Below are 18,285 nucleotides of genomic sequence, written 5' to 3' on the forward strand. Positions count from 1 at the left end.
CTATTTCGATAATAATAGAGGGCGGGGCATCAGGCCCGCCCTCTTCTGTTTTCCTTGCTTCCGGCCCTGCCGCTATTTCCTGGCGCTCTCGGCCAGCTGGCTGCGCAGCTCGCGTTTGAGCACTTTGCCGATGGCCGATGTGGGCAGCTTGTCCATAAAGACGATTTTCTTGGGCACCTTGTAGGGCGCGACCCTGCCGCGCAGGTACTCGGTGATCTTCTTCTTCTCCTCCTCGCTCTGCTCGATGCCGGGTTTGAGCACGATAGCCGTAGCTACCATCTCGGAGCCGGGCCGGTTAGGATCCGGTATACCCACGCTCGCGCCCGTGTCGACATCTGGGAACTCGCAGATGATGTCATCGAGCTGGCGCGTGAAGACCTTGTAGCCCGACACGTTGACCATATCCTTTAGGCGGTCCACTACAAAGATGTAGCCCTCCTCGTCCATCTGGCCGATATCTCCCGTATGGAACCAGCCGTCTTGTAGCACCCTGGCCGTCTCCTCCGGTTTGCCGAAATAGCCTTTGGTGAACACCTGCGGACCTTTGATGATAATCTCGCCCGGCTCACCGAAGGGCACCGGCTCGCCGGTGGTGGTATCCACTATTTTAATATCGGTATCGGATATGGGCAGGCCGACCGAACCCGGCTTCTTCTTGCCGAAAAGCGGACCGGCCGTCACGATAGCGCTGGTCTCGGTCAGACCGTAGACCTCCACCAGCTTGTTTGCGCCCACAATGCTCTCAAACTCTTTGATATACTCCGGCGGGAAGGGCGCGGCGCCGCTGCAGAAATACTGCACTCCCGAGAAATCATAGGAACGGAAGTCGGGCTGCTTCATCAGCTCCAGGAAGATGACGGGCACATTGCCGATGAGATGCGGCCTGGTCTTCTTCATCCACTTGATAATGAACTTCAGGTCGCGCGGGTTTGGCACAGCCACCTGTGTGACCGCCTTGGAGAACATGGCCAGCCCCATCACCAGGCCGGCGATGTGGAAAAGCGGCATGGCCGTCAGCCCGACCTGCTCCCCTACCGGCGTATCCAGCCAGGTCGTGATCTGTATCATCTGCCGTACCAGATTGCGATGGGTCAGCTCAGCGCCCTTGGGCAGGCCCGTAGTTCCTCCCGTATACTGCATGGCACATGTATCATCGGGACCGACCTTGACCTCGATATTGTCGGCCGGCATCTTTTTCATCACGTCTGTGAACAGCCGGACCTCCCTGCCCTCGAGAGTCTCCACCTTGCCGGTGGGCACCTTCTTAGATAGCTTTGCCAGCGTTTTGATCGGCTGCGGTATATAGTCCAGTATGCTTGTGAAAACGCACAGTTTAAGCTCCGTCTCCGGCGCCATCCGCTTAATACGCGGAAACATTGCATCCAGCGTTAAGAGCGCTTTGGCGCCCGAGTCCTTGAGCTGGTATTTCAGCTCCTCCTCCGTCAACAGCGGGCTGACACCGCTCAGCACACATCCGGCCTTCTGGATGCCCAGCGCGGCAACAAAGTACGCCGGCAGGTTGGGCAAGCCCACACCGACGATGTCGCCCTTCTTTATACCTGATTTTTGCAGGAGCGCGGCAAAGCGGTTGGACATAGCATCGAGCTGGCCGAAAGTGAACGGCGTGCCCATGTACCACAGGGCAATGCGTTTGGGGAATTTTTGAAAAGACTCCTTGATGGATTCCCAGAATGTGAGCTCGGGATACTTGATAGTGGCGGGAACGTGCGGATCGTACTGCTTGAGCCAGGGCCTCTGATCGTAATGATCAGCCATCGTGCAACAACCTCCTCAGTTTTTTATGACAGCCGGAGCATTCCGGCCTGACCACCAACCGATAGCGCCTGCCCGGACAACCTCAGAAAACAGCTACCTTAATGGGAATAACCTGTGCCCATTGTATCAGATTTAAAAGAAAATGAAAGATGCTAATTTTCAAGGGCTTATTATTGCAGATCTCATATGCAACTATCGGCATGCGAGCTCATCCAGGAATTCACCGATGAACTGCCTCACCTCATCCGCCGGTTTAATCACGCCGTAGTGCCCTTCACAAAGTATATCCGCTTCAAATTGCATTATTCGCTCCAGCGATTTCGCCGCAAGCCGCGGGTCGCCTCCCCACATGGGCAGATACGGTCCGTGTATATCCTGCCCGAAGAGGACATTCTTCCCTTCCGATTCCATCGTCACCACCATGCTGCCGGGCGTATGTCCGGGCACATGAATGAAATTGAATTTTGTCGTACCTATGACCAGTTCATTCAACTGCCCAGCGAGTTTTTCATCCACCGGGCAGGGCCGGTAGCGCACGCCATAGTGCTCGGCGCCCACCTTTTTACCCGATTCTATGGCTGCGGAATCCTCCATATGGGCGATCACGCGGAGATTGAATTTGTCGCGCAGGTCCGCTGCGGATCCGATATGGTCGATATGCGCATGGGTTATGATCAGCGTAGTTAACTGCTCGGGTATGAAACCCAGCGCCTGTATATTGTCGATCAACCTGTCCGTGCTCCCGCCTGCCCCGGCATCGATCAGAACCAGTTCGCCGGCGTCGACCAGGTAGACGCAGCAATCCATGCCGCTGGAGATATCGGCGCTGCCGACCATGTAGACCTTTTCACAGACTCTAAATGCGCTCTGCATCTGCTTCCTACCTTTTTACAAGCTCAAGGAGGCAGTACTCGTAAGGCAAACCCTCGGGATTACGATGGAACTTGTCCTTCAACCTCTGATAAATCTCATCGATCTCTCCTTTGTCGTCGGCAGCAAGCCCTGTCTTAATGGAAGATTCGCTCCACGCCCGCACCACATGGGCCAGCGTATCGGCCAGTTTGGCCCTGGCCTGCTCGTCGTCAAGTCGATTTTTGAACTGCGTATAATAGGCGCAGGGGACGGTCATCTCTTGAAAGAATCCGAGGTTAAACGTTTTGGCCGGTCCGTCTTCCTCTATCAGGGACTTCATCTCCCGCGGGGTGGCAAAATAGTCGGGGACAAAAATAGCCTTCCATTCCGCTTCTTTTATCCTGCCCTCACGGCACAGCTCATGGCAGATATCGCGCAGGTTGTTATATCCCGCCGACGCCGGCCAGCGGTCGCCGCCGCGGTTGGTCAGATTGGCCATAAACAGGGCGCCGCCCTCGACCAGCTCAGTGGCGCGCTCCCTCAAAAATACTCTCCAATCCCTTTTCCATTTCTCCACGAACTTGCGACGGTCCTTCTCGGGCAGCTGGTTGGCCTGTATCTGCGACGGATGTTGAAAAAAATCGGTGCCCACGTCTCTGGTGTTCAGCCAGTGCAGTGATGTGGAGGAGAACCCGAGATGCAATCTCCCTTTTATCTCGGGAAACGCCTCATAGAAAGAACGCCGGATGTAATCAGCCTCCACACCGCCCATCTGTTTCAATCTCGAGTTTATCCAGAATTGATCGAAATAGTCCCGCACGGCTATATCGTTATAGACCAGCCTCATTCTAAGCGATGGATTTATGGCACGTATCTGACCGATGATATTTTCAAACAGCGCGCTCGAGTTCACTCCATCCGCGGCGCCGTAATCAGCTATGACGAAGGGCGTATCCGCGTCCATGCGTGTTATGCGCGGCGTGATGGACTTAATATAGGCCAGCATAGCGGGTAATATCTTGTAATCAATTGCTTTTGCAGTGTCGGAAATTCGGCTGTAATCCCCGGTCATAGTCGGCATATAGTGCTGAGATGCCGAGCCATTCTCTTTATGGTCTGCCACTTGTCCTTTCTCCTTTAGCGCTGCACGTGGAAATCTTACGTTTCAATATACCATTGAGAAAGCGGCGCTCACAACAGTCGCCGGTTGTGGAAGAGGGCGCCCCCGGGCGCCCTCTTCCCATAGGAGGTAACAGCGGTTAATAAGCCTGTGTATACAGCTGAATTATGTCGTTGGGATCACTGACGGGACGCCCGTTGAAGATAACGGCTGTATCTGCAATGGCGTGGAAAGCGCATATGGCCAGGTTCTCCTCGGGAACTCCCACATCGCGCAGCCTCATGGGATGTCCCACCTTCTGCATCAGCGCTTCCACTGCGTCCGCCGCCGCGAGGGCGGCATCTTTCTCGCTCATGCCTTTGATATTGACGCCCAGCGCATGCGCCACCAGCGCCAGCTTGTCGGCGGACGTTTCGACGTTGTAACGCATCACCTTGGGGAGGACGATGCCGCAGGCTGCGCCATGCGGCACGTGATGAAGCGCGCCGACTGTGTGGGCCATGCCGTGCGCCAGCCCGACCTGTGCGGTGGTAAAAGCCCAGCCGGCCATGGTGGCAGCCACCTGCAGGTTAATCCTGGCTTTCTCGTTCCTGCCATCCTCCACGGCCAGCGGGAGGTTCTCCCCGATCAATCTGATGGCCTGCAACGCCATGCCGTCGCAGATCAAGTTCGACATCGTGCTGGTCATAGCCTCCACGGCGTGAGTCAGAGCATCCATGGCCGTCGATACGGTCAGCGATTTGGGCAACCCCAGGGTGAAGATCGGATCGAGTATGGCCACATTCGGCGCGATCTTAGGATCCACGATAAACAGCTTGCGGCCGGCGGTGTGGCTGGTGAGTACGGCTACGCTGGTCACCTCGCTGCCTGTGCCGGATGTTGTGGGAACGGCGATGTGCGGCGTCTGCGGCTCGGTCAGCACCAGGAAGTTGAGATAATCGTTGGCCCTGCCGCCGTTTTTAAGGGTTACGCAGACACCCTTGGCGGTGTCCATAACACTGCCGCCTCCCACGCTGACGATGCAGTCGGCCTTTAACTCACGCGCCACCTCTGTGGCGGTATCCACAGCCTCCAGATCGGGGTCGGCAGGTATCTTATCGAACATGCCTACGCAGAAATCCGCCAGGGCATTCTTGACCAGGTCGGCCAGGCCGGCCGCCTTAACTCCCGGATCGGTCAGTATCAGCGCCCTCTTGCAGCCCAGGTCGACTATCGCCTTGTATATCGACGATAGCGCTCCGTGGCCGGACACGACGGTCGTGGGAGCGGAGTAGCTGAATCCGTCCACTTTCTTGTAGTCCGATATCAGCTGGAAGTACATATTGGTGTGGTTGTGGGCCATGGAATTTACGTGTATACGCTTGATCTGTGTATATTCATGCAGGCACTCCATGCCGAAATCGCGTCCAATTCCCGACTGCCGGTAGCCTCCGAAGGGGCAGAAGTCCGAGAAGATGTGGTAGTTGTTGATCCACATCGTGCCCGTACGTACCTGCCCGGCCAGGCGCTGGGCCCTGGCGTTATTGCCGGAGAACACGCCGCCCGCAAGGCCGTAAATAGAATCGTTGGCGATGGACAGCGCCTCCTCGTCGCTTTCGAACTTGATAACGCTGACCACGGGGCCGAAGATCTCCTCCTGCGCGATGCGCATTTTGTTGTTCACTCCGGCAAAGATGGTGGGAGCATAGTAATTGCCTTCCGGCATGCCGGGAACGTCGATGCGCCTGCCGCCCGTGATAACCTCTGCGCCCTCCTCTTTTCCGATTTTAACGTAGCGTTCGACGGTGGCCAGCTGTTCCTTGCTCACGATCGGTCCCATGTGTGAATTGGGATCCATCTGGTAGCCCACGCGCAGCATCTCGGCGCGCTTCTTCATCTTATCCAGGAACTGATCGTAGATTTTGGCCTGCACCAGCAGCCTGGTGCCCGATGAACATACCTGCCCCTGATGGAAGAAGGTGCCGAAGCAGGCGCCTTCCACCGCCAGGTCGATGTCCGCATCATCGAGTATGATATTGGCCGATTTGCCGCCCAGCTCCAGCGATACTTTTTTAATAGTTCCGGCGGCCAGTTTCATGATCTCACGGCCTACCTCCGTGCTGCCGGTCAGCGCGACCTTGTCCACGTCGGGGTGGGTGCATAGCACCTTGCCCAGTTCCCCGCCAGGGCCGGGTATGACGTTGATTACGCCATCGGGAATGCCGGCCGCTTTAGCGGCCTCAGCCAGTATGCAGGCGGTTAAAGGCGTCACCGACGCCGGTTTGATAACTATGGTATTGCCCATGCACAATGCCGGGGTTATCTTCCAGACCGCGATATACATGGGGTAGTTCCAGGGCACGATCCCCACGCATACACCCAGCGGCTCCCTGCGGATAAACTCTCGTCCGGGCGCAAAAGCATTGCCCGATACGGGTATCTCCTCCTCCCAGGGAAATTTGGTGGCCGCCGCCAGACTCAAATTGCGCATGTGGGTGATGGAGATGAGCGGCATGAACTTGGCCAGCGATATTATCTGGCCCGCATCCATCGATTCCGTAGCGGCCAGGCGCAGCCCCTGCTGTGCAACCTGGTCGGCGAAATCCTGGACCTTGGCCATGCGCTCTTTCACCGGCATCCTGCTCCACTCGCCCTTATCGAATGCCCTGCGCGCCGCCGCAATGGCGGCCTCGGCATCCTCCTTGCCCGCCTGCGCCACGGTGGCAATGGGCGCTCCTGTGCCCGGATCGATCGTCTGGAATGTTTTTCCGCTCCCGGCATCCACGAATTTGCCGTCGATAAAAAGTTTATAATGGTCCATTAACTACCTCCCTCCATATTTTTATTCCTTAATTGTCGAATATCTCTGCATCCGGATCATCTGCCCACCTGTTTTTTACCCTCACTCTGCATTTTCATCAGGAACGGTAACACTTTAAAAAACATATTTAACTTCTGCGCAGTGCTGCGTGTGTACATGAAGCGCAGCGCATCCATCAATCCCTGCTCGGCGCCCTCCATTGCCGGGTATTGATAGAACTCCTTTTTATTGCCGTTTTTGCATTCGGTGATCGACTTGACACAGGTAAACGCCCTGATACCGATCTCGCTGTGATAACAGCCGATGCCGGATTCCTTGACGCCACCGAAGGGCAAGCCCGGGACGGCAAAGGTGATCAGCGCGTCGTTGATATTCACCGAGCCGGTCCTGATCCTGCCTGCGATCCTCCTGCCCTCCTCCATGTCCCGTGTGAACACGGCCCCCGAAAGCCCGTAGTTCGTGCCGTTGGCTATTTTAATAGCTTCTTCCACATTGTCGTACGGCATGACCGGCAATAGCGGGCCAAAGGTCTCCTCCTGCATAACTTTCATATCTCTGGTGACGTCTGTGAGGACCACCGGCGGGTAGCACATCCCGCTTAGCTTGCAGTTCAAGACGCCCTCGGGCAGCAACTTCGCCCCTCCGGCAACGGCGTCTTCGACCTGCCGTTCCACGATCTTGTACTGCGATTCCATGGTCATGCTGCCGACCTCACCCGCTCTCTCGCCGGATTTAATATTCTTCACTATGCTCATGAGCTTCTCTAAAAAGGCTGCATAAACCGGACGTTCCACCAGGCATATTTCCATGCCGATGCAGGTTTGTCCGCAGTTGGTGAAGGCGCCCCAGCTGATTGCGTTGGCCGCTTTATCCAGATCGGCATTCTTTGTCACAATCGCCACGTCTTTTCCGCCAAGCTCCATAATGGCAGGCACCAGCCTTTCGGCCGCCTTGATATTTACACGGCGCCCGACCTCGGTGGAGCCTGTGAAGAAAAACATGTCGATGCCGGCGTTCTCTATCAGGGCCTCCCCGGTGATCGAGCCGTTTCCCGTAACGACGTTGACCACTCCCTCCGGCAAGCCGGCTTTCTCAAGTATGCGCTTCACCATCATACCGCTGGTGGTGGTCTGGCTGGACGGCTTTAAAACGACTGTGTTGCCTGCAGCGATGGCTGAAATCACCGGGCCCACACATAGGCCGAACGGGTAATTCCAGGGAGATATGACGGCGATAACGCCCCTCGGCTCAAAGATGTAGTACATCTTGCGGCCGGGCAGCATGGGATTGCCCGGCACCTTGACCGGCGCCAGAAATTTGGCCGCATTCTGCGCATAGTAATGCATGATGTCGCAGGAGGGATAAACATCCGCCATCAGCGCGTCGAACCTGGTCTTGCCGTTCTCATCGGAAACCCTTTCAGCGTAATACAGCGCGTTGTCAGCCAGTATCTCCGCAGAGCGCGCCAGTATCTTCAACCTGTCCTTCACTGGGGTGCCCGACCACTCCACCAGCTTGCTTCGGGCACGGATGACCGCAGCATCGACCTCATTTGCGTCCATCAACGGATATGAGGCTACTTTCTGACCTGTCATGGGGCTTACAACATCAAACGTCTTCATGGGACTTAATACTCCTCCTGTTTTTTAATGAATCCACCAGTGCCTGCAACATCGTTAGATGGTGTTAGGGCGAGAGCGAAGGAAGCGCGCAGGCCGCGCGCATAGACATAGCGAGACACGCGGAATGCGCGAAAGGGGATAAAAACGATGGGCGCTGGATATTTATTCCAGCCGTGTGTGATCTGGAACAGATTCTCGCTCTCCTTTCCAAACTTGGGAGGCGCCGCCGTTTCCAGCGACACCCTCGGGCTTGCGCCACCGGCCGGGTAAACAATGCCTTCGCGGTTTAGTTATCCGGCTCGAAGAGTTCGTATATTTATTTCACCTAAATTATCATGCCGGCGGCGACATGTCAATGTGAATAGGGAATACGACATACCTCCTCGTCTGTTTGACAAAAGCACGGGGGAAAACCCTATAATGCCGTATCGACTTGGAGCAGGCGGCGATGTAAAGTAGCGCAGCCGGGCTTACGCAGCAGGTGTGATTAATCCCTGCGGGACTGAGTTTCTGCAGGGCTTGCTTTTTATGCGAGGTTTATATGAGTAACAGGCTGATGAAATCGGCAATAGTAACGGGAGCATCATCGGGGATCGGCGAAGCCTATGCCCGGCTGCTAGCCTCACTGGGCTATGACCTGATCATTATCGCCAGGCGCAAAGACAGGCTGGAAACCATTGCCGCAGAGGTGGAGAAGGCATACGGTATTGCGGTGTCCGTGATGCAGTGCGACCTTTGTAACGAGAAAGACATTAGTGTAGTAGAAGAAAAAATCCGGAACACCGATAACCTGTCGGTGCTGATCAATAACGCCGGCTTCGGTACGCTGGGTCCATTCGTTGATGTCGATCTCGGCAAGTCTCTCAGAATGATCGACCTGCACGTTACCGCCCCTGTGCGGTTGGTTAAAGCAGCACTGCCCGGCATGCTTTCCCGCAGGGAGGGCGCCATCGTCAACGTTTCCTCCGCTGCGCCCTTCCTGCCGGTATTCGGAAATGTGATGTATAACGGCACCAAATCTTTCCTGATCGCATTCTCCGAATCCCTTCAGATCGAAGTTAAAGATGCCGGAATCAGGGTGCAGGCGCTCTGCCCCGGCTTCACCCGCACCGGCTTCCATTCTGTCGATGAATACAAAAATGTTGATTTTTCCACCATCCCGTCATTCCTTTGGATGTCCGCAGACAAAGTAGCGGCACTGTCATGGCAGGCGCTGGGCAAAAAGAAGGTCGTCTTCATACCGGGAGTCATCACGAGCCTGACCTGCACGGTTTTGAATGGATTATTCAGATACCTGGCCGGCAAAAGGCCTGCCGCACCGACCGCACGATAGATGCAGCATCCTGGCACAGGGAACTCCCAATCACCCAACATCTTGTATCTAATTAATTGTTAGAAATTACGTAGATAATACGTAGCTTCCTTAATCCGTATAAGCAGTGATACCTATATCCGACCGCGTAGTGGAACTCTATAATCTTCCCCATTGCACAGCCTATAGGTCAGGATACGTGTACATATTAAACATTAATAGGGAGCTTATTAAAATGAATCAGTACTCATGGTTTAAAAGTTACGATAAGGGTGTACCGCAGACACTTCAGCCATACGCAGAGAAGACGCTGCTGGACTGTTTTATCGAAGCAGTTGGAGAAAAGCCGGGCAATCCCATGGTTTTGTTCAAAGGCAGGAAGGTTTCCTACAGTGAAATGCACAGGCTGAGCGAATCTCTCGCAGCCGCTCTTATAGCCAATGGTGTTAAAAAAGGCGATGTGGTAGCCCTGGTTTTACCCAACTGCCCGCAAGTAGTGTATTGCCACCTCGCCATCTGGAAAGTTGCTGCGATCGCCTCTCCCATTAATCCGTTGTACTCGGCGTCCGAATTGGAGCGCTCACTGAACGAATGCGGCGCTAACGTGGTGATCTGTTTAAGTACATTTTACAGGAAGATTAAGAACATCCAATCAGCAACAAAAGTGCGGCTGATAATCAGCACGGAAATAAAAGAATATCTTCCATGGTTCCTTTCACTGGCCTTCACACTAATTGAAGAGAAAAAGGGCGGGCATAAAGTAAAACCGTACGCCGGGGACCTGCGCTTAAAAGATCTGCTGAAGCAGTATCGGGAGTCCCACCCCCCGCAGATGAGAATAGATCCCTCCGATCCTGCCTTGCTGTTATTTAGCGGCGGCACTACGGGTACGACTGAAGCCGCAGTCGGCACCCACCATTCGCTTTATATCGCCGGTCTCCAGCTCACCACCTGGGTAAAATCCATCATGGTGCCGTGGGAAGATATCATCCTCGCCACCATCCCCATGTTTCATGTTTTTGGAAATGTCGCTTTGATGAGTTCAGCCATAGTCAACCGCAATCCGCTGGCGCTCGTACCAAACCCCAGAGATATTAATGATCTTGTAGCCACAATAAAGAGAGTTAAGCCTACGTTCATACCGGGCGTCCCCACGCTTTTCTTTGCACTATGCAACCATCCAGCCGTCAAATCGGGCAAGGTCAGTTTCAAGAAAGCCAAGTTCTGCGTGGCAGGTGGCGCGCCGCTACTGACGGAACTGCGAGACCGCTTCTTCCAGGTGACCGGCGCGCGCCTGGTTGAAGGATATGCTCTCACGGAGTCAATGCTTGCCGCCGTGATAACACCGGTCGAAGGAACACAAAAAGATGGCGCGGTGGGGCTCCCGTTACCCGATGTAATTTTGAAGATCGTCGATGCCGAAACCGGTAATAAAGAAATGGCGACCGGTGAATCAGGCGAGATCCTCATCAAGGCGCCGCAGATAATGCAGGGCTACTGGCAAAGGCCGAAAGAGACGGCTGAAATGATCCGCGATGGTTGGTTATATACCGGGGACATCGGTTACCTGGACGACGACGGCTATTTATATATACAGAGCCGTAAAAAACAGTTGATCAAATGCGGCGGTTTCCAGGTATGGCCAAGGCAGGTGGAGGAAGTGCTTATCTCCCATAAGGCCGTGGTGGATGTGATCGTAGCAGGTATCCCGGACCCTTACCAGGGCGAAGCCGTAAAGGCATGGGTAGTCCTTGATGGTATACCCTGCACGGAGGAAGAGCTGCGAGCTTTCTGCAAGGAGAGGCTGACGGGATATAAGGTGCCGAGGCATATCGAGATAAGGGAGAGCCTGCCCAAATCAGCCGTGGGTAAACCCTTAAGCAGAATATTGATCGATGAGGAGAATGCCAGGAGCCAATAAATCTACGCTGCGGCGCCGTCGATGCTTGCCCTGACCTGCCTGATGAATTCGCCCAGCTCCCTGTAGGGCGGACCCTCTTTTTCCATGATCTGTATGATGCGGCTGCCTATTATCACGCCATCGGACAGTGCTGCCGCCTCAGCCGCCTGCTGTGGAGCGGCAATCCCGAAACCGATGCAAAGCGGTATGTCGGTAACCTGCCTCACCTTTGAGCTCACTTCCCCCAGGCCGGTGGAAAAGCCTTCCCGCACGCCGGTCACGCCCGTCACAGACACCATGTAAATGAATCCGCTTGAATGTTGCGCCACCAGGCGGATACGTTCCCCCGAGCTGTTGGGCGCCACGAAGTAAACGGTATCGATACCTCGTTCTTTTGCGGCAGCATCATATGCAGGCAGCTCGCCGGGCGGCAGGTCGGGTATGATCAGCCCGTCGACCGCCGTGGCAGCGCAATCTGCGCAGAACTTCTCCACGCCATAGCTCACAACCGGATTGAGATAGGTCATAAAGACCAGCGGTACATCGCTCTTGCTCCTGATGCGTCCGGCTATTTCGAAGCATGTCCTGGTGGTAACACCGTTGAGCAACGCGAGATGGCTGGAGTGCTGGATGGTCAGGCCGTCGGCCATGGGATCGGAGAAGGGAATACCCAGCTCGATGATGTCACAGCCGGATTCCGCCAGCATCAAAGCTGCCTGGACGGTGGCTTCTACATCCGGATACCCCGCTGTTATATAGGCGACCAGGGCTTTATGTTTTTTGTTTCGAAACACCCCCGATATGCGGCTCATAGCTGTACCCCCAGTGCGCCGGCCACGACCTGGACGTCCTTATCTCCCCGGCCGGAGAGGTTGACGACGATCAGATTACTCTTATCCATGTCCCGTGCCAGCTTAATCGTGTAAGCAAGGGCGTGAGATGATTCCAGCGCCGGCAGAATGCCCTCGAGCCTGCTGAGCAATTGAAAGGCCTCCAGCGCCTCTTCATCGCCGGCCGAGACGTATTTCACACGGTTACGATCTTTATAGTAGCTGTGCTCCGGTCCGACGCCGGGGTAATCGAGGCCTGCCGAGATGCTGTGCGTCTCCAGCACCTGGCCGCCGTCATCCTGCAGCAGGCAGGACCTGGCGCCGTGCAGCACACCCGTCCTGCCGGCGGCCAGAGTGGCAGCGTGTTTGCCTGTCTCCAGACCGCGTCCGGCCGCCTCGACTCCGATTAATTCGACGCCTCTATCCTCGATAAAAGGATGGAAAATTCCGATGGCATTGCTGCCGCCTCCCACGCAGGCTACGATGCAATCGGGCAGCCTTCCGCATTTTTCCATGACCTGCAAGCGGGACTCCCTGCCGATCACCGATTGAAAGTCGCGCACCATCAGCGGGTAGGGGTGCGGCCCCACCACCGAGCCGATCAGGTAATAGCTGTTAGCCACATTGCTCACCCAGTCCCTGATGGCCTCGTTGATGGCGTCCTTGAGTGTTTTGCTGCCGGACGAGACGGGGCGCATCTCCGCCCCCATCAATTTCATACGGAAGACATTCAGTGACTGGCGCTGCACATCCTCCTCACCCATGTAAACGATGCACTGCTGTCCAAGCATGGAGCAGACTGCGGCCACGGCCACTCCGTGCTGCCCGGCGCCGGTCTCGGCGATGATCCTGCGCTTGCCCATGGCTTCCGCCAGCAACCCCTGTCCCAGGGCATTATTGATCTTATGCGCCCCTGTGTGAGCAAGGTCCTCCCGTTTAAGATAGACCTGCGCACCTCCGCAGTATTCAGTCAGCTTCTGCGCATGGTACAGCGGAGTAGGCCGGCCCGAATAATCGCGCTCCAGCGCTGACAGTCGCGACAGGAACCCGGGATCTTCCCTGTATTTTTCGTAGGCGGCCGACAGCTCATCCAGCGCCGGTATCAGCGTCTCGGGCACGAACCTGCCTCCGAATTCTCCAAAGTAGCCTTTTTCATCGGGTAACATATCGTTCACCTTCCAATAGAATTGTCTTCAATAGCCTGCGCCCTTCTGCAGGTCGGCCGCCTGTCAGCCTGACCGCACGTATGAAATCCCGTACCTTCTCTATATCCTTACTGCCGGCGCTTTCCACGCCCGAAGAGACGTCGACGCCGGCCGGACCGGCCCTGCGTATCAACTGCCTCACGTTGGCAGGAGAGAGCCCTCCGGCGACCATCAGCGGGAAACGGGCGCAGGCGCCGGCTGCGATATCCCAGTCGAAGCTCCGCCCACCGCCGCCGTAGCCGTCATTAGTTTTACAGTCGAGCATGCAGATAAAGGGACGGTTGCGCACCGCCCGATATCCGGCTTCCACGTCCTGCATAACCTTCTCAAGGTTGCTGCTCTGCGTCACGTGGATGACTTTGATGAAGGGTGTTTTAAGCGCGCCGCAGTATTCCCAGCCCTCATCACCGCTGAGCTGGACCAGATCCAGGCCGCAGTATGCCGCTATATCATTCACACTCTGCGGAGGTTCGTTGACGAAGACGCCGGCCACAGCGATACGCTGCGGCAGCCGTCTTACACGCCTCACTATCTCAACGGCCTGTTGAACCTCCACCTGCCGCCGGCTGTGGGCTAAGACCAGCCCTATCATATCCGCGCCCAGACCGGCAACGCTCACGGCATCCTCTGCCGAGGTGACGCCGCATATCTTAACGATTGTCACGGGAAAAGCTCCCCGATCTTTTCCCCGATGCCGGGCGAGGCCATCAATGCCTCGCCGATGAGTACGGCGTCGACCTTCAGTTTCTCCATGTCGGTGATATCCCGTGCGGCCTTTATGCCGCTTTCGCTGACCACCAGCCTGTCAGCGGGCACGAGCGGCCTCAAGCGGCGCGTAACAGCGGTATCGACCTTGAAGGTGCGCAGGTCGCGATTGTTGATGCCTATGATCCGGGCCCCGCAGTCAAGGGCCTTCTTCAGGTCGGCTTCGTCATGTACTTCGACCAGGCAGTCCATTCCGAGGTGATGTGCCAGTCCGAGCAATTCCTGTAATGACGATATATCAAGTATCGAGGCGATCAGCAGCAGGCTGTCGGCGCCATAGGCCCGTGCCTCATAGACCGGGTACGGGTTGAAGATAAAGTCCTTCCTGATCAGAGGCAGCCTGCGTAAGCGAAGCGCGTGTTTGATAGATTTTAAGTAGTCCAGGCTGCCCTGAAAATACTTCGACTCGGTCAGCACCGATATTGCCGCCGCCCCATGCTCCGCATATGTGGAGGCGATTTCGGCCGGATCGAAGTCCGGGCGGATCAGGCCGCGCGAGGGCGAAGCCTTTTTCACCTCGGCGATGAGGCTGATTCGCGTTCCGCCGATAGCTGAAGCGAGGCTGAGCGGAGCGGGCGCCCGGCGCGCTATCGCTGATATTTTCTCAAGCGGAACCCTCTGCATGGTCGCAGCCAGCTCGGCGCGCTTGTCAGCCAGGATTTGATCAAGGATCATGGTTTGTATCATCCCGTTATTCCAGATCCCGGCTGAAGGCGATCAGCTGGTCCAGTTTGCCTGCCGCTTCGCCGCTGTCGATTACGGTTTCCGCCGTTGCTACGGCCTCCGTCAGGGAGCCTGCCATCCCGCCGGTGTAGATGCCGGCCGCCGCGTTTAGCAGAACGACGTCACGCCTGGCCGAACGCTCGCCGCTCAACACGTTGCGCAATATATCAGCGTTCTGCGACGGCGAGCCTCCCGCCAGAGCGCCGACATCTGCGCTGGTCAGGCCCACGTCTTCGGGACATATATACCGGCGGGCGGAGGCAATACACCCGTCATTTATCTCCCACAAGACAGACCGGCCGGAGATGGACAGCTCGTCGATACCATTAAGCCCATGCACAACCAAGGCCCGTTTGGCGCCCATGCGGCAGAGCGCGGCGGCGATCTTGTCGCCCAGCTCTTCACCGGGCACGCCCAGCACCAGGTATTCAGCGCCGGCCGGATTGGTCAGCGGCCCCAGTATATTGAAAACCGTCCGTATGCCGATCTCGCGGCGCGGCGCAGCGGCGTATTTCATAGCCGGGTGGAAGGCCTGTGCAAACATAAATCCGATACCCGCCTTCTCCACACACTGCCGCACCTGTTCCGGCTTCAGCTCGATCTTCACTCCCAGCGCCTCAAGCACATCGGCCGAGCCGCAGCGGCTGCTCATGGCGCGGTTGCCGTGTTTGGCCACTTTCAGTCCCGCCCCGGCCATCACGAAGGCCGAAGTGGTCGAGATATTGAAAGTGTTGGAGCCGTCCCCGCCCGTGCCGACGATATCGATCACCGGACCCGTCAGGGACACCCTGCTCGATCGGGCGCGCATAACGCTGGCCAGGCCGGCGACCTCATCGGCAGTCTCACCTTTGAGTTTGAGAGCAACCAGGAAGGCGCCCAGCTGGGCCTGCGTGGCCGACCCGTCCATGATCTCCTCCATGACGGAGGAAGCTTCCTCCATAGTCAACGAATTGCCGGATACCAGACTCCCAATGGCCTCTTTTATCATCTTAATTTCTCCTTAAAGCGAGGAAGTTCTTAAGAATGTCTTTGCCGCCCTGGGTCATAAACGATTCGGGATGAAACTGTATGCCCTGCACCGGATGCTCGCGATGGCGCAGCCCCATCACGGTGCCGTCGTCGGTCCAGGCAGTCACCTCCAGACAATCGGGCAATGTGTCGCGGTTGACCACCAGCGAATGGTAGCGGATGGCGTAGAAGGGATCGGGCAGGCCGTCAAAAAGCCCGCTGCTGTTATGATGAACGAGGGACGACTTGCCGTGCATGATGCGGGCCGCGCGGCAGATAACACCGCCGTAGCTGTAGCCGATGCATTCATGCCCCAGGCAGATGCCCAGTATGGGTATGGTGGCGCCCAGCTCCCTGATGACGTCATTGGATATGCCGGCCTGCAGCGGCGTGGACGGTCCGGGCGAAATAATAATCTGATCCGGGTCCATATCAAGGATACCTGCAGGCGTAGCCCGGTCGTTACGGACCACTACCACCCTTTCCCCCAGTTCGCCGAGGTACTGGTAAATGTTGTAAGTGAAGCTGTCGTAGTTATCGATCAGTATAAGCATGTTCCCTCCTGACTGCCGATGTATCGCCGGCCTGCTCGATGGCTTTGAGCAGCGCCCGGGCTTTATTCATTGTTTCCTGATATTCACGCTGAGGCACGCTGTCATAGACAATGCCGCAGCCGGCCTGGACGCAGGCTGTGCCGTCCTTGATCACCATTGTGCGTATGGCGATGGCCATATCCATATTGCCGTTATGCGAGAAATAGCCGACAGCCCCGGCATAAGGGCCGCGTTTATCCGGCTCCAGCTCGGCGATGATCTGCATGGCGCGTATTTTGGGAGCGCCCGCGACCGTCCCGGCCGGGAAGCAGGCGCGCAGCGTATCGAAGGCGTCGAAGTCGTCGCTGAGCCTGCCCTGCACATTGGTGACCATATGCATTACGTGTGAATAACGCTCGATCTCCATCAGGTCGCTGACCTCTACCGTGCCAGGTTTGCTGATACGGCCGATGTCGTTGCGTCCCAGGTCCACCAGCATGATGTGCTCGGCCCTTTCCTTTTCATCGTGCAGCAGCTCATCGGCCAGCGCCGTATCCTCGAGGTAATCCTCCCCGCGCGGGCGTGTGCCGGCCAGCGGACGGACCGTCACCGTTCCGTCCTCCACCCGAACCAGCGTTTCCGGGGAAGCGCCCACGATATCGAAATCGTCCAGATGCAGAAAGTACATGTAGGGAGAGGGATTGATGGAACGCAGCGCCCGGTATATGTCGAATGGGTCTGCAGTTGCCCGCGTGGATAGGCGTTGCGAAAGCACCACCTGAATGGCCTCGCCGGCTGTTATATATTCCCTGGCTCTGTCAACACAGTCCTCGAAGTCCTGCTGCGAGAAATTGGATTGAATACCCCGTGTATCGGACTGCTCATGTGGTATGGCCGGGGCGGGCAGCGGCGCTGTCAGTCTTTCCGCCAGCTCATCGATCCGACTCACAGCCCGGGCGTATCCTGCCTCAACGTCGTCCTCAATATGGGCGTTTGAGATTATAATAGCCCTGTGCGTAACATGGTCGAAGGCCAGCACAGTGTCGGCGATCATGAAGACCGCTTCGGGCAATCCCAGCGGATCTTTATCAGGTGAAGGCAGTTGTTCGAACCGGGCGGAGGTTTCGTAGGCCAGGTATCCGACCGCCCCGCCGCAGAGGATAGGCAGGCCATAGACCTGAACCTGCTTATATTTATCCATCTCGGCTTTTACAGCCTGCAGGGGACCGGTCTGATCACCGGCGCGGATGATAATAGTCTTCTCCGGTTCCGTACCGATGAAGCTGTAGCGCGCCTGTCTCTGGCCTCCCTCCACACTCTCCAGCAGGAAAGAATATTTTCCACGGCTGACTTTGAGAAAGGCCGAGACCGGCGTCTCCATATCGGCCACTATCTCCCGATAGATAGGGACCAGGTTGCCGTCCCTGGCGAGTTTCTTTACTTCTTCCAATGAGGGGTGATACATGCTATCTCCTACACCGGCCTGCCCGGCCATTTTTATATTTATCAGATTGCTTCATCGTTAATCCTCCTGTAGTTAAATTGGGGAAATAAAAAAACCCTCCTGGCTATCCAGGAGGGTTTTGAGATGATCTTTACTCTGCTACGAGGCTATGGTTTCAGGCAATGTCCTCCCGGACATGCAAAAGGCATGTCTCGCCACCACCAGCAGCTAAAGCTGTTGAGGCTGAGGACTGTTTTCAAAATTACCTGACTCATTAGTGCTGCACATGGTAACATCACAGATGAAAAGGTGTCAAATTTATGCGTGCCCCTGATAGTGAGGCCATGTTGTATGAGGTAAAAGTGGAACCGGAGTTCTACGGCAACTGATAGCAG

General features: G+C 56.3%; 14 protein-coding genes and 1 riboswitch. Of the genes, 2 read left to right on the plus strand and 12 right to left on the minus strand.

Translation table 11 applies throughout. The features are described from left to right. Nucleotides 1-72: 72 nt before the first annotated feature. The 5 genes from WC359_06745 to WC359_06765 all read right to left on the minus strand — a co-directional run bounded on the left by WC359_06745 (nt 73) and on the right by WC359_06765 (nt 8,170). Entirely contained in the window at nt 73-1,776 is a 1,704-nt protein-coding gene (locus WC359_06745; GenBank protein MFA5400116.1) for an AMP-binding protein, read from the minus strand. A 192-nt stretch (nt 1,777-1,968) separates the two neighbouring features. After that, a complete protein-coding gene (locus WC359_06750) occupies nt 1,969-2,649 on the minus strand; it encodes an MBL fold metallo-hydrolase (GenBank protein ID MFA5400117.1) in 681 nt (226 codons plus the stop codon). A 7-nt stretch (nt 2,650-2,656) separates the two neighbouring features. Further along, nucleotides 2,657-3,751: a hypothetical protein gene (locus tag WC359_06755; GenBank protein ID MFA5400118.1), complete on the minus strand. Its 1,095-nt coding sequence runs from the start codon at nt 3,749-3,751 to the stop codon at nt 2,657-2,659. Nucleotides 3,752-3,887: 136 nt separating this feature from the next. Next, complete coding sequence (locus WC359_06760) at nt 3,888-6,548, minus strand: aldehyde dehydrogenase family protein (GenBank protein MFA5400119.1); 2,661 nt, start codon at nt 6,546-6,548, stop codon at nt 3,888-3,890. A gap of 56 nt (nt 6,549-6,604) precedes the next feature. Continuing rightward, nucleotides 6,605-8,170 (minus strand): aldehyde dehydrogenase family protein, encoded by a 1,566-nt coding sequence (locus WC359_06765; protein MFA5400120.1) that lies wholly within the window; start codon nt 8,168-8,170, stop codon nt 6,605-6,607. Between the two features lie 184 nt (nt 8,171-8,354). Next, a riboswitch (molybdenum cofactor riboswitch) is annotated at nt 8,355-8,487 on the minus strand. A 224-nt stretch (nt 8,488-8,711) separates the two neighbouring features. Between WC359_06765 and WC359_06770 the strand changes: the two genes are divergently transcribed. Together WC359_06770 and WC359_06775 are read left to right on the plus strand one after the other, a co-directional pair. Further along, nucleotides 8,712-9,503, plus strand: a complete 792-nt coding sequence (locus WC359_06770; GenBank protein ID MFA5400121.1) for an SDR family oxidoreductase — start codon at nt 8,712-8,714, stop codon at nt 9,501-9,503. 214 nt (nt 9,504-9,717) lie between these two features. Next, nucleotides 9,718-11,403: an AMP-binding protein gene (locus tag WC359_06775; protein MFA5400122.1), complete on the plus strand. Its 1,686-nt coding sequence runs from the start codon at nt 9,718-9,720 to the stop codon at nt 11,401-11,403. A 2-nt stretch (nt 11,404-11,405) separates the two neighbouring features. On the opposite strand, the gene trpA is transcribed toward WC359_06775, so the two are convergent. From trpA to trpE, 7 genes are read right to left on the minus strand one after another with little or no spacing between them, the layout of a single operon-like run. Beyond that, entirely contained in the window at nt 11,406-12,194 is a 789-nt protein-coding gene (trpA, locus tag WC359_06780) for a tryptophan synthase subunit alpha (protein ID MFA5400123.1), read from the minus strand. Next, complete coding sequence (trpB, locus tag WC359_06785; GenBank protein ID MFA5400124.1) at nt 12,191-13,378, minus strand: tryptophan synthase subunit beta; 1,188 nt, start codon at nt 13,376-13,378, stop codon at nt 12,191-12,193. Before trpB ends, trpA begins: the two co-directional genes overlap by 4 nt. Then, a complete protein-coding gene (locus WC359_06790; GenBank protein MFA5400125.1) occupies nt 13,365-14,081 on the minus strand; it encodes a phosphoribosylanthranilate isomerase in 717 nt (238 codons plus the stop codon). Before WC359_06790 ends, trpB begins: the two co-directional genes overlap by 14 nt. Beyond that, nucleotides 14,078-14,857, minus strand: coding sequence for an indole-3-glycerol phosphate synthase TrpC (gene trpC / locus WC359_06795; GenBank protein MFA5400126.1), 780 nt, complete (start codon nt 14,855-14,857; stop codon nt 14,078-14,080). Before trpC ends, WC359_06790 begins: the two co-directional genes overlap by 4 nt. Nucleotides 14,858-14,873: 16 nt before the next feature. Then, entirely contained in the window at nt 14,874-15,893 is a 1,020-nt protein-coding gene (gene trpD / locus WC359_06800; protein ID MFA5400127.1) for an anthranilate phosphoribosyltransferase, read from the minus strand. A 1-nt stretch (nt 15,894) separates the two neighbouring features. Further along, nucleotides 15,895-16,467 carry an aminodeoxychorismate/anthranilate synthase component II gene (locus WC359_06805; GenBank protein MFA5400128.1) on the minus strand — a complete coding sequence of 191 codons (573 nt, stop codon included), beginning with the start codon at nt 16,465-16,467 and terminating at the stop codon, nt 15,895-15,897. Further along, complete coding sequence (gene trpE / locus WC359_06810; protein MFA5400129.1) at nt 16,448-17,911, minus strand: anthranilate synthase component I; 1,464 nt, start codon at nt 17,909-17,911, stop codon at nt 16,448-16,450. Before trpE ends, WC359_06805 begins: the two co-directional genes overlap by 20 nt. Nucleotides 17,912-18,285: the final 374 nt, after the last annotated feature.

This window comes from Dehalococcoidia bacterium, assembly GCA_041653995.1.
Taxonomy (GTDB): domain Bacteria; phylum Chloroflexota; class Dehalococcoidia; order GIF9; family UBA5629; genus CAIMUM01.

Coding starts and splice junctions, on each gene's coding strand:
- WC359_06775 (MFA5400122.1), top strand. CDS start 9,718: ATGAATCAGTACTCATGGTTTAAAAGTTACGATAAGGGTGTACCGCAG.
- trpA (MFA5400123.1), bottom strand. CDS start 12,194: ATGAGCCGCATATCGGGGGTGTTTCGAAACAAAAAACATAAAGCCCTG.
- WC359_06745 (MFA5400116.1), bottom strand. CDS start 1,776: ATGGCTGATCATTACGATCAGAGGCCCTGGCTCAAGCAGTACGATCCG.
- trpE (MFA5400129.1), bottom strand. CDS start 17,911: ATGTATCACCCCTCATTGGAAGAAGTAAAGAAACTCGCCAGGGACGGC.
- WC359_06765 (MFA5400120.1), bottom strand. CDS start 8,170: ATGAAGACGTTTGATGTTGTAAGCCCCATGACAGGTCAGAAAGTAGCC.
- WC359_06770 (MFA5400121.1), top strand. CDS start 8,712: ATGAGTAACAGGCTGATGAAATCGGCAATAGTAACGGGAGCATCATCG.
- WC359_06750 (MFA5400117.1), bottom strand. CDS start 2,649: ATGCAGAGCGCATTTAGAGTCTGTGAAAAGGTCTACATGGTCGGCAGC.
- trpC (MFA5400126.1), bottom strand. CDS start 14,857: ATGATCCTTGATCAAATCCTGGCTGACAAGCGCGCCGAGCTGGCTGCG.
- WC359_06760 (MFA5400119.1), bottom strand. CDS start 6,548: ATGGACCATTATAAACTTTTTATCGACGGCAAATTCGTGGATGCCGGG.
- WC359_06805 (MFA5400128.1), bottom strand. CDS start 16,467: ATGCTTATACTGATCGATAACTACGACAGCTTCACTTACAACATTTAC.
- trpD (MFA5400127.1), bottom strand. CDS start 15,893: ATGATAAAAGAGGCCATTGGGAGTCTGGTATCCGGCAATTCGTTGACT.
- trpB (MFA5400124.1), bottom strand. CDS start 13,378: ATGTTACCCGATGAAAAAGGCTACTTTGGAGAATTCGGAGGCAGGTTC.